The organism is Rhodococcus sp. NPDC059969, assembly GCF_042738325.1.
GTDB lineage: Bacteria > Actinomycetota > Actinomycetes > Mycobacteriales > Mycobacteriaceae > Rhodococcus_F.
Genome location: NZ_JBHWUF010000007.1, coordinates 316,650 through 330,113 on the forward strand (window position 1 = coordinate 316,650; position 13,464 = coordinate 330,113).

A 13,464-nucleotide genomic window follows, 5' to 3' on the forward strand; every position below is an offset into this window, starting at 1 on the left:
AAGCGTTGATACCGGAATCTCGAGGGTCGCTCAGTTTTCGAGTACGACGAACGAGTGCCCAGGCACGACGGTTGCGGACGCGGTCTCGTCCTGTGTCGGCGGATCCCACCAGAGGATGGGGGTTCCGCCGGCCGGGACCGAGGCCGCGTCCGTTCCCAGATTGCACACGATCTGTAATGCGCCGCGGCGCAGGGTGATCCACTGGTCGTCCTCGTCGTAGTCGACGTGCAGGTGCCCCAGCCAAGGGTCGGTGATCTCGATTCGCTTCCTGCGCAGGGCAAGTAGATCGCGATAGCAGGCCAGGACGCGAGCGCGTGTCTCGTCGTCTCGCTCGTCCCAGTCCAGTTTCGATCGCAGAAATGTCTGCGGGTCTTGCGGATCCGGAATGTCGTCGCTGTTCCAACCGTGGGCTGCGAACTCCGCCTTGCGGCCTTTGGCGGTGGCCTCCCCGAGTTCCGGTTCCGGATGCGAGGTGAAGAACTGGAACGGGGTAGTGGCTCCCCATTCTTCGCCCATGAACAGCATCGGCGTGTACGGCGAGAGCAGGACCAGCGCCGCCTTGATCGCCAACTGTCCTGGCGTCAGATAGGCGCTGGGGCGGTCACCGGTCGCGCGATTGCCGATCTGATCGTGCGTGCAGGTGTACGCGAGCAGGGCGCTGGCCGGCTGATGCGTGATGTCGATCGGACGGCCGTGGACCCGCCCTCGAAATGACGAATACGTTCCGGCGTGGAAGAAACCGCGCCGCAATGTATTTGCAAGGGATTCCAAGGATCCGAAGTCGGCGTAATAGCCTTGGCGTTCGCCCGACACGGCCGTGTGAACGGCGTGGTGGATGTCGTCGTCCCACTGCGCGTGCAAGCCGAACCCGCCCGCCGCGCGCGGCGTGATCAGAGTGGCGTCGTTGAGATCACTTTCGGCAATCAGCGTGAGCGGTCGACCCAGATGGGCCGACAGTGTTTCCGTTCGGACCGCGAGTTCCTCGAGGATGTGCGTTCCGGTGTGGTCGACCAATGCATGGACGGCATCGAGACGTAGGCCGTCGATGTGGAAGTCGCGCATCCATCGCAAGGCATTGCCGATGATGTACTCGCGAACCTCGCCCGACGCAGGACCACCGATGTTGATCGTTCGGCCCCACGTGTTCGCGCCGTCCGCGATGTAGGGACCGAATCGTTCGAGATAGTTGCCCGACGGGCCCAGATGGTTGTAGACCACGTCCAAGATCACGCCGAGCCCGCGTTCGTGGGCCGCATTCACCAAGCGTTGCAATCCGTCCGGACCACCGTAGATCTCGTGGACCGTGTACCAGAGCACACCGTCGTAGCCCCAGTTGTGAGTTCCGTTGAAGCCGTTGACCGGCATGATCTCCACGAACCCGACGCCGAGGTCCACCAGGTGATCGAGACGTTCGATCGCGGCGTCGAAAGTTCCTTCGGTGGTGAATGTTCCGATGTGCAGTTCATAGACGGACGATCCTGGGAGCTGCCGCCCGGTCCACTGAGAGTCGGTCCAGGACGCCTCGTGCAGTTGGTGCAGTTGGGAGAGAAGGTGCACGCCTTCGGGCTGGCGTGGTGACCGCGGATCCGGAAGGATGTCGCCGTCGACGACAAATCCGTAGCGAGCCTGGTTGTCGCAGTCGACCTCCGCTCGCCACCATCCGTCGTCCGTGCGGTCCATGTCGTGAGTGATGCCGTTGACTTCGACCCGGACCGATTCCGGTGTGGGCGCCCAAACCTCGAAAGTATGCACACGATCAGCATGCCTTGTTCGGTCGGATGTGGCAGCCCAGCAGAGTCGAATCCGTCCTGCTCGTCGCCCGTCGTCGCGAAGAAGGTGGGTGCGAGGCCCTGACTTTTCATACCTGTCGAGTACTCGCCCGTCTCCGGATGACGAGAGGCAGCGCCGTATTTCCGAGCCGGATCATTCGTCGGCGGGCTCGATGTGTTCGGCGCCGATGACCGAAAGTCGGTATTCCTGTGCATCCTGCTCGGTTTCGAAATCCTTCTCTTCGAGAAGATTTCGATCAGCGTCGAGGTATCGGTAGGTCGTCATCCCTCCACCGTGCCACTGTTGTCCGATTCGTGCTCGGATACCGGGTAACTTTCGTCGACGACCGTTTGAATGAGTCTCCCGTAATGCCGGACCAGATCTTTCGACGACAACGAGTCCTCTCCGAGGAGGTCGAGAGTCCGCATACCGGTGGCAAGCCCGAGCATCAGTGAAGCAACCAGTTGGCTGCGCACCAGATCGGGCGATGTGTCACCGATGTGTCGTGCAATCCCGTGTACGTAGCGTTCTTTGATCTCGGCCCGGGCGGCGTCCGGGTCCGGGGCTTCGTGCACGAGTATGGCGAGCATCGCCCATGGATCGGTTTCGTCGGCTTCCCTGCGGCCGACGAGCTTCTCGACCAGTCGGTAGCCGACGTCACCGGAGGAATCGGCGTTCGGGGCCTCGTCCATCGGAGGTGTGGATGGAATTGCCGCCGAATACAACCGAGCTTTACTGCCGTATATCTTCATGACCAAGGCAGGGGAGTAGCCGGCCGCGGCTGCGACGTCCTTGATCTTCGTCGATGAGTATCCGTGTTCGGCGAACAGTGCTTTCGCTGCTGTGAGGATGGTGTCTTCGGCGGTACTCATGTCGGGATCTTCTCATGGCTGGATGTTCGTACGGTCGGATGTTCGTGCGGTCGGTTCCCTCATGCGGTCGTCAGTGGCTCCGCGTCGACGGGAACGTCGAAGTCGATGACGGTGGACTGTGCGATAACGGCGATCTGACGTGCCAGTGTGCCGTGTCCGCTCTCGGTCAAGGCGGTCAGTATGTATCGACCGGATGTCGGGAGCGCGATTCCATAGTGTCCGGCTCCGTCGGTGACGGTGGATGCGACGAACTCGCCGGTCGGTTTCGTGAGTGTGACGACAGTTCCCGAAGTTGTTTGCCCGTCCACGCCGACCTTGCCGGAGATGGTGAGGCGCTCACCGAGTTCGACGGTGTGCGTCGATTGTGCGCTGTCGAAAGCGATCACCTGCGACCTCGGGGACCAGCCGTCGGCACTCGTGACCACCAGGTACCGTCCTGGCTGAGGTAGAGCGAGGGAGAAGTTGCCCTCGTTGTCGGCGCGACTCCAGTCGATCGGTCGGCCCTCCATGTCCATCACGGTGACAACTGCCTGCCGGATCGGTCGACTGTCCGCTCGGACGACACGACCGGCAACCACGATCTCGGTATCGCTCACTGCCGCGTCGGGAAGCTCGAATCCCTCCGGCGTCACCGGGCGAAGAGCCGTTTCCGGTTTCGCACCGCGGCGAGGAATGAACGCGGCGGCCGCGGCAGCAGCCACGGCGGCGAGGGCAGCGAGCCAGAAGATGTTCTTGAAAGCGTCGATCGACGGAAGGCCCTCGCCGGGTCCGGACGGGATCAGCATCGAGGTGAACATGGCGGCCACCACTGCGCTGGAAATCGAGGTACCGACCGAGCGAAGGAGCGAGTTGAGGCCGTTTGCCGACGCGGTTTCGGTGATCGGGACCGAGCGCATGATCAACATCGGCATTGCAGAGTAGGCGATCGCAGTTCCGATGCTGACCACCGCCGCGCTGATGATGATCAGTGCGATCGAGCCGGTCAGGAACACTCGCGCAATGTAGGCGAGGGCGAGCACCGTGCCACCGACGATCAAGGTGGTTTTGGCGCCGAATCGTTTGGTGATGTTCGCTGACACGGGAGCGAAGAAGACCATCGCGAGTCCTGCCGGAATCATGCACAGTCCGGCTGCCATCACTCCGAGCTCGAAGCCGTACCCGGAGATTTTCGGCATCTGCAGCTGTTGGGTGGTCGAGAGGTTGTTGGCGTACATCGAGAAGCCCACGAGGATCGAGGCGACGTTGGTCAGTAGAACCGGCCGCTTCGCCGACGTTCGCAAGTCGACCATCGGTTGGGTGACGCGGAGCTCGTAAGGAAACCACAGCGCGAGCGTCACGATCCCGATGACGAACATCAGCAATGTCGGTTCACTGGTCCATCCCCACCGGGCGCCCTTGGAAATTGCCAGAAGGAGTGCGGCAAGCGAAACCGAGAGCATGACTGCGCCGAGGAAGTCGAACTTGCCACGGGTACGAACACTTGATTCCGGGACTACGACCGCTACCGCGATGATCAGCAGAACGCCCACGATTGCCGAGAGCCAGAAGATGGCCGGCCAGCCGAGGTGCTCGAAGATCAACCCCGACAACGGGAGTCCAAGTGCGGCACCGACTCCGAGAGTGGCGCTCATCAACGCCGTCGCCGACGCCACCTTCTCCTTGGGGAGTTCGTCGCGCATGATGCTGATCCCGACCGGGATCATCGAAATGGCAAAGCCTTGAAGCCCGCGCCCGATGAGCAACGCGACGAAGTTGCCGCCGATCGCTGCGACTAGTGATCCGATCACAATTGTCGTCATCGAGACCAACATCATGCGTCGTTTGCCGAACATGTCTGCCAACCGGGTCACGATCGGGGTGGCGACGGCACTGGTCAGCAGGGTGACGGTGACGAGCCAGGACGCGTCGTCAGCGCTGACGCCGAGGATCTTCGGAAACTCGGGCAACAACGGAATGACCATCGTTTGTTGGAGTGCGACCACGGTGCCGGACAGACAGAGGATTGCGGTGATGAGCCGACTCGAACGGCGAGGGGTCTGAGACGAGTGCAATGCCAACAGTCTTGTCCTTCACGAGGCGCGGGGTGAACGAGAATTCACCTCAGAGTGAACCACTGTTCACCCCTTGATGTCACGCTGGCAGCTTGTGTCTTCGGTCACGACTGTGGCGACGCAGGTGGTTTCCTTGCCGGTTTCGCGGGAACAACGGAAGTGGTGTTCTGTGCCTGCACTGGGCGGGCGGCAAGGAGGAGTGATGCGTGCCGAAGTAGGTGACCGCCTTCATGTTCAGGGGCGAGTGGTCGGTCAGTCCGAGGTGACCGCCGAGGTTCTCGAGGTCCATGGCGATGACGGTGGACCGCCATACCTGGTCAGGTACGACAACGGGCACGAGGCGCTTGTGTTTCCCGGTAGTGACGGTTGGATCGACCACCCCGGAAAAGGCTCCTGATCTGCATAGTTCTTTCCATGCATGGCTGTTGCATCGAATGCGGCTAGAGTGTGCGCAATGGAGGGCAAACGCCAATATCACTCCCGTGTGCGCGAGGCCTCGGCGCAGCGAACCCGAGAACTCATTCGTGATGCGGCACAGGCTCTGTTCGTGCGAGACGGGTACGTCAGCGCCACTGTCAAACAGATTGCCGACGCCGCCGGCGTGGCCAATCGGACCGTGTTCACAGCGTTCCCCGGTGGAAAGCTCGAGATCTTCGAAGCGGCGCTAGCCGAGGCTCTCGACGCCGATCCGGTTCCTCTCGGCGCGCCGAGTTCGGCCTCGGACCCTGACGACGTTCGGCGGATCGTCTCCCAGATCGTGGCGCAGGGCATCGGGCTGCTCGAACGCGCCGGTGCGCTCATGATGGTCACAGTGGAATCCTCCGGTGCCGATTCCGATATGCGTCGTCTGTCCGAGGAATCAGCCGAGCAATCGGCAGTCAACGCGATGTCGATAGCGGAGGGCCTGTCGGAGCACGGTTTGCTGAGGCCGGAGATTTCGCTCGACAAGGCTGCCGGAATCCTTGCCGCCTTCGTCTCGCCTCAGCTTCACCAGCAATTGCGTCGTGTCAGCGGTTGGGACGTAGACGCGTATCGAACGTGGCTCGAGTTCAACATTCGTCAGAATCTAATGTACTAATTGGTCTGTTTTAGTTAGCATGGCGAGGGTTTTTTATACTCGGGAGGAATCGCCAGCGTGCCCTATGCCTTGTTCGGCCTCATTACGATGCTGCTCTGGATCTTTTGCATCGTCGACGCCATCACGAGAGACGACGCCTACATCCAGTACCTACCCAAGGTCGTCTGGATTCTGATCATCATCTTCCTTCCCACGCTGGGTTCGGTGCTGTGGCTGGTGGTCGGTCGCGGGCAGAACGCACCGCGTGGGTACGTCGGCCCAACCGGTTACGGCGAATACGAGCGTCCGGGACGCGCGGTGGCCCAAGATCCCGCGGCGGACGAAGCCTTCCTGCGTCAGTGCCGCGAGCGGGCGGAGGAGCAGCGGCGAATCGCCAAGCAGCAGCGCCGCGACGGCGACGCCGATCGGATGTGAGTTACCGGTACGTCATGAGCTGGTCCAGTACGAGACGAAGTGGCGGCCATGATGTTCGGCCACGACGGGTCACCGCATAGGCAGTGAGGATGACAGGCGGATCGATGAGTGGTTCGACGCGCACGCCTTCGCGAGTCTTGCGTTCGAGAGGCATCAGTCCGACGCCGTAACCGCTGAGGATCAAGAGTTCGACCAAGTCGAGACTGTCGATCTGGTGAGTGATCCGAGGGGTGAATCCCGCAAGCGATGCGAGAGTTCGGACGGCTCGCTCGTCTGCAGTGTTTCGTGAGTTCACTATCCACGGCGTGTCTGCGTAGGCGCGGAGATCGATCCCGGATCCCCCGGACTCGTCGGGAGTGTTCGCGTTGTCGGGAACGCACAGTCCCCACGGCGTAGACCAGATCGGAATTGCTTCGAGTAGAGGGCTAGGCGACGCGGGGGCGAGGTTGTAGTCGTAGGTCAGTGCGAGGTCGAGGTCGTCGCGTTCGAGGAGTGCAAAGGCCTCAACTGGTTCGTATTCGGAGATCCTCACGTCCACCTGCGGATGGCTGTGTTTCAGGCTTAGCGCAACCGGGAGCATCGCCGTTCGGATGGCAGTCGCGAACCCGCCGACTCGCAAAGTTCCCACCGGTTCTGCGTCAGGATCGAGGTCCAGTCGAGCCGCGTCGAGAGCCGCCAGGATAGTGACGGCATGATCGGCGAGTCGTTGCCCGGCAGGTGTGAGGCGAACGCGTCGGCCTTCCGGCTCGATCAACGCAGTGCCGGTTTCCGTAGTCAGGGCCGCGAGCTGTTGGGACACCGTCGACGTCGTGAGGTTGTGAGCTTCGGCGACGGCGCGCATCGAACCAAGACGCGAGAGTTCGAGGAGGAGATGGAGTCGACGGGTTTCCATCCTTCGATCATTCACTAATCGTGAACATTATGTGGGTCAAAATCGCGTGGACGCGAACGGTCGCTGTCCCGTTCAATTCAGCTATGGAAACGAGAGCGCGAGCCGGCGTCGGCCTGGCTGTTCTGGCGATGTTGTGCGTGCAGCTCGGCCTCGCTGTGTCGGTGGGTCTGATCGATCAGCTCGGCGCGGATGGGGCGGCGTGGGTGCGCCTTGCCTGGGCGGGCATCATTCTTCTGATCATCGTCAGGCCCCGGCCGTCCGCGTTCACCCGCAAGGCGTTTCTGGCCTGCGTGGTCCTCGGTGTGGTCACCGCGGGGATGACGCTCCTGTTCATGGCGGCCGTGGAGCGCCTTCCGCTGGGAACGGCAAGCGCGTTGGAGTTCTTGGGTCCGCTGACAGTTGCATTGCTGCGGGGGCGTGGCCGCGTTCTGTGGCCGGTTCTGGCCGGCGCCGGAGTAGTGCTTCTGACCGAGCCGTGGGCGGGAACGGTCGACCTGGTCGGCGTGGCTTGTGCACTCGGTGCCGCACTCTGCTGGGCGATGTACATACTGCTCACCCAGCGTGTCGGCGACGAGGTTGCCGGTATCAACGGGCTGGCGGTGTCGATGGCGGTTGCCGGACTGGCAGCGACAATTGCCGTGGGGCACTCGGCTATCGGGCGACTGACCCCGCACCTGATTCTCGTGGGACTCGGGCTCGCGATTTTGCTGCCCGTCGTCCCCTTCGTCTTGGAGATGGTCTCGTTGCGCCGGCTCTCCACGGCGGCGTTCGGCACGCTGATGAGTCTCGAGCCTGCGTTTGCTCAGCTCATCGGTTTGGTTGTGCTGCACCAGGTCCCCAGCATTCTGGCGGTGGCCGGTATCGCTTGCGTCGTCGTCGCCGGTGTCGGCGCGGCCCGAGGTGGTGGTCGAGGTGGTCCTCGGGATGATGCTCGGGGTGTCCAGAAGCCGGCTGACCCACCCTCCGATTCCGAGCGAACGTACCTTTCGGCGCCTTCATGAGACCGAGAGTGCCGTTCGCTCAGCGGGAGTTCGCCGTCGCGATCGCGCCATCGAACAGGTCGGCGACTTCGCCGAGGGAATCGAGAATCGGCTGACCTGATTGTTCGACGCGAGCCCGAACCAGCGAACCCTCGAGCGCCGACACCGCCAGGACGGCAAGGCGCTCCGCCCGGGTGCGCGTGACACCGGACCCGAGCAGTGAGTCGCTGAGTAGCGATGACCACTGTCGGTAGACCGCCTGCCCGGCGGTGGTGACGCTCTCCGAATCGGGGGCGAGTTCCAGCAGCACCGTCGTGATCGGTGAGCCTTCGTGGAATTCGGATTCGCTCACCCATCCGACCAGCAACCGCGCGTACTCGCGTAGAAGCGATCCGGCGTCCGGTTGGCTCTCGGCGAGTTCTGTCAGAGTATCGGTTACCAACTTCCCGCCGACACGAACGACCTCCGCGCCGATCTGCTCTTTGCCACCGGGAAAGTAGTGGTAGAGCGAACCTTTCGGGGCCCCACTCGACTTGAGGATCTCGTTGAGTCCTGTTGCCGCATACCCCTGGCGGCGAAAAAGATCGGCCGCTGCTCGGACTAGCGCTTCGCGGTGTTTCGGGGGAGTTGCCACGAGTTGGAGCTTAAACACCCCGGTGATCCATCACAATCTATGTAGACTGGTCTACATGGGAAATTCTGAAATGCTCGAACAGTTACGCGCGGTCAACGCCTCGGCGGCCTTCAACCGGTGGGCCGGATTCGAAGTCACGGAGGCCGAACCGGGTCGCGTCTGTCTGCGTCTCGAATGGCGTGAGGATCTGGGCCAGTACTCGGGACACCTGCACGCTGCGCTCGTGGCGGGACTCGTCGACACCGCGTGCGGATTTGCTGCTTTCACCCAGGTAGGTGTCGTGGCGGCGTCGAACTGCGCGGTCAATTTCGTGAGTCCGGGCGTCGGAACCGCATTTGTCGCTACGGCGCGCTCGGTCAAGGCCGGACGAAAGCAGGTGTTCGTCACTGCCGAGGTACATGCCGAACGCGAAGGCGAATCGGTGCTTGTCGCGTTCGGCACCACCCTGTTGGTTCCACTCGCCCTTAAGGCCTAGGCAAGACAGAGCTGAAGGTCACGGAACGAGGATGAACTTGCCGGCGGGGTGCGAACTCTGCAACTCGGTGTGAGCGAGTGCCACGTCCGCGAGCGGGAAGGTCTTGGCGATCTTCACGATGAGGTGTCCGGAACCGGCTTGTTCGACCAGTTCGGATCGTGCCTTCAACCGGGCTTCGGCGCTCGCCGGATTACCGCCGCCGACGGAAGCGAAGCCGTCGGTCTGAGCTCGCCCGAACGCGACGATGGTGACGATGCGACTCCTGTCGGTGACCAAAGCCAGAGATGCATCGACGGCTTCGTCCGTTCCGGCGGTGTCGAACGCCGCATCGACGCCGTTCGGTGCGAGTTCACGAACACGCGCTTCGAGTCCCTCGCCGTAGAGCACCGGCGTCGCGCCGAGTGAACGCACGTAGTCCTGATTGGAGGCTCCCGCGGTGCCGATCACGGTGGCTCCACGAGCCACTGCAAGCTGGACGGCAATCGCGCCCACACCGCCGGACGCGCCGTGGATGAGGACAGTGTCCCCGGAGCCGACTCGAATGGTGTCGAGGGCGTCGACTGCAGTTCCGCCGACAAGAAGGAGGCCGGCCGCCTGTTCCCAGCTGATGCCGGCGGGCTTCGCGGTGACCGAGGAGACCGGCACGACTACCTGTTCGGCGTAAAGACCGTTGCCAGGGCTGACGATCACCTCGTCGCCGACGGCTACGTCGGTGACACCGTCACCGACGGCCGAGACGACACCCGCAGCCTCGCCGCCGAGGTGGATCGGAAGTTTCTCGGGGTCGGTGCCGAAAGCGCCGCTGTAGAGCTTGAAGTCGAAGGGGTTCACGCCGATCGCTTTGACATCGACCAGGACTTCTCCTGATCCAGGCGACGGTAGATCCACGTCAACGAGCTTCAGGACCTCGGGCGTTCCGTATGTCTGCGCTACAACAGTTTTGGTCATGTGTCGCGCAACCGTCCTCGGGGAAGCGATATTCCCCGAGGACGGGAAAAACTCGAGAAGATTCGATCAGCGGATCAGCGTTCCCAGATCCAGTGGCATCGCGATCCCCGTGATGTGGTGGGCTTCGTCGGAACCGAGGAACGCAACGGCGGCGGCAATGTCCTCGGGCTGGCTGACGGGATCGGGCAAGGTCTGCATGAAGATCGGGCCGAGCGTGTGGGCATTCGCGTCGATGAGAGGCCGCATGTCGGTCACCTGCATGCCGGTTTCCACGCCGTGCGGGTGAATGGTGTTGACCCGAATGTTGTACTGCCCCAATTCCGAGGCCATCGTCTTCGCCAGGCCGGTGATGCCGTGTTTGCTCGCGACGTAGTGGCCGAGGAAGGGGAGCCCGCGCAGGCCTGCCACGGAGCTGGTGAAGATGATCGAGCCGCCGGTGCCCTGTTCGATCAGGTGCGGGATTGCTGCCTTTGCGGTGTGGAAGACGCCGGTCAGGTTGACGTCGAGCGTTTCCTGCCACTGCTCGGGCGTGATTTCCCACGACATGTTGGCAGAGCAGATTCCGGCGTTCGCGACGACGACGTCGAGGCGCCCCAGTTCGTCGATGCCGGCTTCGAGAGCCGCGGACAGAGCAGCGAAGTCGCGGACGTCTGTTTTGGTGGCGACAATTCGACGGTCCAGTGCCTTGACCAGTTCTACGGTTTCGGCAAGGTCGTCTTCGGTGGCGCCGGCGTAAGAGGTGGATTCGAACTGAACGCACGCGTCGACGGCGATGATGTCTGCGCCCTCTTCTGCCAGACGGACCGCTTCAGCGCGTCCCTGACCGCGGGCTGCCCCGGTGATGAAGGCGACTTTCCCGGTGAATCGACTGGCCGTCATGCTCAAACCTCCGAGTAGTGGTGAGAATCTGCTCTTCGGAAGTTAGCGCGACGAAGTTCTTTTCGGGCGGGAATGCCCAGTCAGCGGAAATCGCTCAGTGCGCTCCGGTCAACAGCGCACAGTGCCCGGCGGCGAAAATGTCCCGCGCATCCGCGGACGTGACGGGCCGTCCGCTCAAAGCATCGACCCACTCGCCATCTGGCAGGTCGACTCGCGTATCTCGCCAACCATGCGCCGAGAGTCCGAGTGAATGCCGCGTCGCCAGAGCAATGACTCTGGCCGATTCGCCGACGGGGCCGCGCGAGAACCCGACCAGATGACCGGACGCGGAACCCGAAGCGAATATCGGCCGATACTCACCGCGGTCGAACCACGAGGGATTCGCGCGCCGCAGAGTCAGCGCCGTGCGAACGAGGTGCAACTTTGCAGCTCCCGTCGCGTCGATCGTCGCGGCGTCGGCTTCGAGGAGTGATCGCCTCGCTCCGTAGTCGACAAGGCGCCGGTTGTCCGGATCGACCAACGAGTCTTCCCACAGCTCAGTGCCCTGATAGACGTCGGGAACGCCCGGCCCGAGGAGTTGGAGCAGCTTTTGGCCCAGAGAGTCCGACCAGCCGTGACGAGCGATCCGGCCGACGAACTCGCTGACCGAATCGCCGACCGGACCGTCGATCACCTCGTCGATCCACCTGTGCACCTCCGATTCGAAGCCGGCGTCCGGATCGTTCCAGGAAGTCTTCGCGCCGGATTCGCGGACAGCCTTCTCCGCATAGGCGTGTATACGCTCGCGCAACTCGGGAACCGAGGCCGCGGAACGACCGTCGGCCGGCCACACGCCGATGATGTTCTGCCACAAGAACAATCCGGTCAGTGGATCAGGGCTGGGGCAGACGTCTTCCCAGTCGCGAAGAAGCCGGGACCACAGGGTCGGCACCTGGGACAGAACACCGATTCGCGCCCGCACGTCCTCGCCGCGTTTGGTGTCGTGAGTGGACAGACTCGTCATCGCACGCGGCCACTGCTTCGCTCGGTCTGCGTTGTGGAGATGGAATTCGGCGACGGAGACAGCAAGCGATGCCGGGTTGCCGCCGACTTCCTGACGCGAGACCAGGCGCGCCGTTCGATAGAAGAGTCGATCTTCGACGGACTTGGCCATGACAGCGCCGCACACCTGCTGGAAACGAACCGCTGCTTCACCGCCGTTGACCAGCGCTTGCGCCAACACGTTGAACGCTGCTTCATGCCCAGGGGCCAACTCGTGCATGTCGCCGACGATACGAGCGGCCAAACCGGCAAGGGGACTGTAGTCGGATCGATACACCGGCATCCGGGCGATCGCGACGACAACTGCGTCGTTCAGTTCGGTCTCACTGCAACGACTTCCGGTTTCGCGCTGGATTGCGCGCACGAGCCTGCGAACCTCGGGTGCCAGGTCACCGCGCCCGGTGTCGCGTTTGAACTGACGTTCGGTGTGATGCAACCATGCGCCGTCCCCGTCGTCGCCGGTCAAATCTGCAGAGAGTTCGGTCAATTCGAGTTCGGCGGCGGGATCGACGAAGATGCCGCCCAGTTGATTGAGGGCGTCGTATCCGGTGGTGCCGTCGATCGGGAGCAGCGGATCGAGTGGTTCCGTGTGGCCGAGGATCTTCTCGATCACAAGCCACTGCTCTGGTCCGAGCAGTGCCCGCAGACGCCCCAGATACTCTGCCGGATCTGCGAGTCCGTCCGGGTGATCGATGCGAACTCCGTCGATCAGTCCTTCGTCGACCCACGACTTCAGTTCCCGATGGCAGAGTTCGAAGACTCTGGGATCCTCCTGGCGCAGGGCAGCGAGTTCGTTGACGGCAAAGAACCGTCGGTAGTTGATGATTCCGGCGTTCCACGGTACGAGTCGGTACGACTGCCTGGCGTGGACCTCCTGTGGGGATCCGAATTCGGTACCGGCCGCGACAGGGAACCGATGCTCGTAGAACGCGAGAAGTGTTTCCTCGCCATCTTTTTCGACAGTCAGGGCTTCGAGATCGTCCTGGCTGCCCAGTACCGGGAGCGAAAGTTTTCCGTCGGCGCCGTCCGCGCCGTTGGCTCCGTTGTCCTCGGCCCAGTCGATGTCGAAGAAATCCGCGTACTCCGACCCCCGTCCATGCGTGAGAACGTCCCACCACCAGGCATTTTCGCGTGGCTTGGCAACCCCGACATGGTTGGGGACGAGATCGACGATCAGGCCCATTCCGTGTGCCCGGGCCGCGTGCGACAACTCCACCAAGGCCTCGCGGCCGCCGAGTCCAGCGGACACGGTTGTCGGATCCGTGACGTCGTAGCCGTGCGTCGACCCGGACGTTGCCGTGAGGATGGGGGAGAGATAAAGATGCGAGACCCCCAACGCCTCGAAGTAGTCCACCAGTGCGGCCGCATCACGAAGGGTGAACGCGTCCGGGCGCAACTGCAGTCGGTAGGTGCTGGTTATCGGGGCCATG

Annotated in this window: 14 protein-coding genes; 5 read left to right on the forward strand and 9 right to left on the reverse strand. The window is 62.8% G+C overall.

Annotated elements, in window-relative coordinates:
• Nucleotides 1–30: 30 nt before the first annotated feature.
• The 4 genes from treZ to ACFWAD_RS20770 form a co-directional block, all read right to left on the reverse strand.
• Nucleotides 31–1,752, reverse strand: a complete 1,722-nt coding sequence (gene treZ, locus ACFWAD_RS20755; protein WP_378547191.1) for a malto-oligosyltrehalose trehalohydrolase — start codon at nt 1,750–1,752, stop codon at nt 31–33.
• Between the two features lie 171 nt (nt 1,753–1,923).
• Nucleotides 1,924–2,055 (reverse strand): hypothetical protein, encoded by a 132-nt coding sequence (locus tag ACFWAD_RS20760; RefSeq protein WP_378538795.1) that lies wholly within the window; start codon nt 2,053–2,055, stop codon nt 1,924–1,926.
• Nucleotides 2,052–2,642 carry a TetR family transcriptional regulator gene (locus tag ACFWAD_RS20765; protein WP_378547194.1) on the reverse strand — a complete coding sequence of 197 codons (591 nt, stop codon included), beginning with the start codon at nt 2,640–2,642 and terminating at the stop codon, nt 2,052–2,054. The genes ACFWAD_RS20760 and ACFWAD_RS20765 overlap by 4 nt, the downstream gene beginning before the upstream one ends.
• A 59-nt stretch (nt 2,643–2,701) precedes the next feature.
• Nucleotides 2,702–4,699 (reverse strand): MFS transporter, encoded by a 1,998-nt coding sequence (locus ACFWAD_RS20770; RefSeq protein ID WP_378547197.1) that lies wholly within the window; start codon nt 4,697–4,699, stop codon nt 2,702–2,704.
• 196 nt (nt 4,700–4,895) lie between these two features.
• On the opposite strand from ACFWAD_RS20770, the gene ACFWAD_RS20775 reads away from it, so the two are divergent.
• From ACFWAD_RS20775 to ACFWAD_RS20785, 3 genes are read left to right on the forward strand one after another with little or no spacing between them, the layout of a single operon-like run.
• Complete coding sequence (locus ACFWAD_RS20775) at nt 4,896–5,090, forward strand: DUF1918 domain-containing protein (protein WP_230813481.1); 195 nt, start codon at nt 4,896–4,898, stop codon at nt 5,088–5,090.
• 57 nt (nt 5,091–5,147) lie between these two features.
• On the forward strand, nt 5,148–5,771 hold the full coding sequence (locus ACFWAD_RS20780) for a TetR/AcrR family transcriptional regulator (RefSeq protein WP_378538791.1): 624 nt from the start codon (nt 5,148–5,150) through the stop codon (nt 5,769–5,771).
• A gap of 57 nt (nt 5,772–5,828) precedes the next feature.
• Nucleotides 5,829–6,185: a PLD nuclease N-terminal domain-containing protein gene (locus tag ACFWAD_RS20785; RefSeq protein WP_003941757.1), complete on the forward strand. Its 357-nt coding sequence runs from the start codon at nt 5,829–5,831 to the stop codon at nt 6,183–6,185.
• 1 nt (nt 6,186) lies between these two features.
• On the opposite strand, the gene ACFWAD_RS20790 is transcribed toward ACFWAD_RS20785, so the two are convergent.
• Nucleotides 6,187–7,077: a LysR family transcriptional regulator gene (locus tag ACFWAD_RS20790; RefSeq protein ID WP_378547201.1), complete on the reverse strand. Its 891-nt coding sequence runs from the start codon at nt 7,075–7,077 to the stop codon at nt 6,187–6,189.
• Between the two features lie 83 nt (nt 7,078–7,160).
• Between ACFWAD_RS20790 and ACFWAD_RS20795 the strand changes: the two genes are divergently transcribed.
• Nucleotides 7,161–8,078 (forward strand): DMT family transporter, encoded by a 918-nt coding sequence (locus tag ACFWAD_RS20795; RefSeq protein WP_378547204.1) that lies wholly within the window; start codon nt 7,161–7,163, stop codon nt 8,076–8,078.
• Between the two features lie 19 nt (nt 8,079–8,097).
• Here ACFWAD_RS20795 and ACFWAD_RS20800 read toward each other — a convergent pair whose 3' ends face one another.
• The gene (locus tag ACFWAD_RS20800; protein WP_378547207.1) at nt 8,098–8,691 is read right to left on the reverse strand and encodes a TetR/AcrR family transcriptional regulator; all 594 of its coding nucleotides are present in this window, start codon (nt 8,689–8,691) and stop codon (nt 8,098–8,100) included.
• A gap of 55 nt (nt 8,692–8,746) precedes the next feature.
• Here ACFWAD_RS20800 and ACFWAD_RS20805 point away from each other — a divergent pair, with 55 nt between their 5' ends.
• A complete protein-coding gene (locus tag ACFWAD_RS20805; RefSeq protein WP_378547210.1) occupies nt 8,747–9,166 on the forward strand; it encodes a PaaI family thioesterase in 420 nt (139 codons plus the stop codon).
• Between the two features lie 18 nt (nt 9,167–9,184).
• Here ACFWAD_RS20805 and ACFWAD_RS20810 read toward each other — a convergent pair whose 3' ends face one another.
• The 3 genes from ACFWAD_RS20810 to treY form a co-directional block, all read right to left on the reverse strand.
• Complete coding sequence (locus ACFWAD_RS20810; RefSeq protein ID WP_378547212.1) at nt 9,185–10,114, reverse strand: NADP-dependent oxidoreductase; 930 nt, start codon at nt 10,112–10,114, stop codon at nt 9,185–9,187.
• 66 nt (nt 10,115–10,180) lie between these two features.
• The gene (locus ACFWAD_RS20815) at nt 10,181–10,993 is read right to left on the reverse strand and encodes a mycofactocin-coupled SDR family oxidoreductase (protein ID WP_378547215.1); all 813 of its coding nucleotides are present in this window, start codon (nt 10,991–10,993) and stop codon (nt 10,181–10,183) included.
• Nucleotides 10,994–11,087: 94 nt separating this feature from the next.
• Nucleotides 11,088–13,463 (reverse strand): malto-oligosyltrehalose synthase, encoded by a 2,376-nt coding sequence (gene treY / locus ACFWAD_RS20820; protein WP_378547218.1) that lies wholly within the window; start codon nt 13,461–13,463, stop codon nt 11,088–11,090.
• Between the last annotated feature and the right edge of the window lies 1 nt (nt 13,464).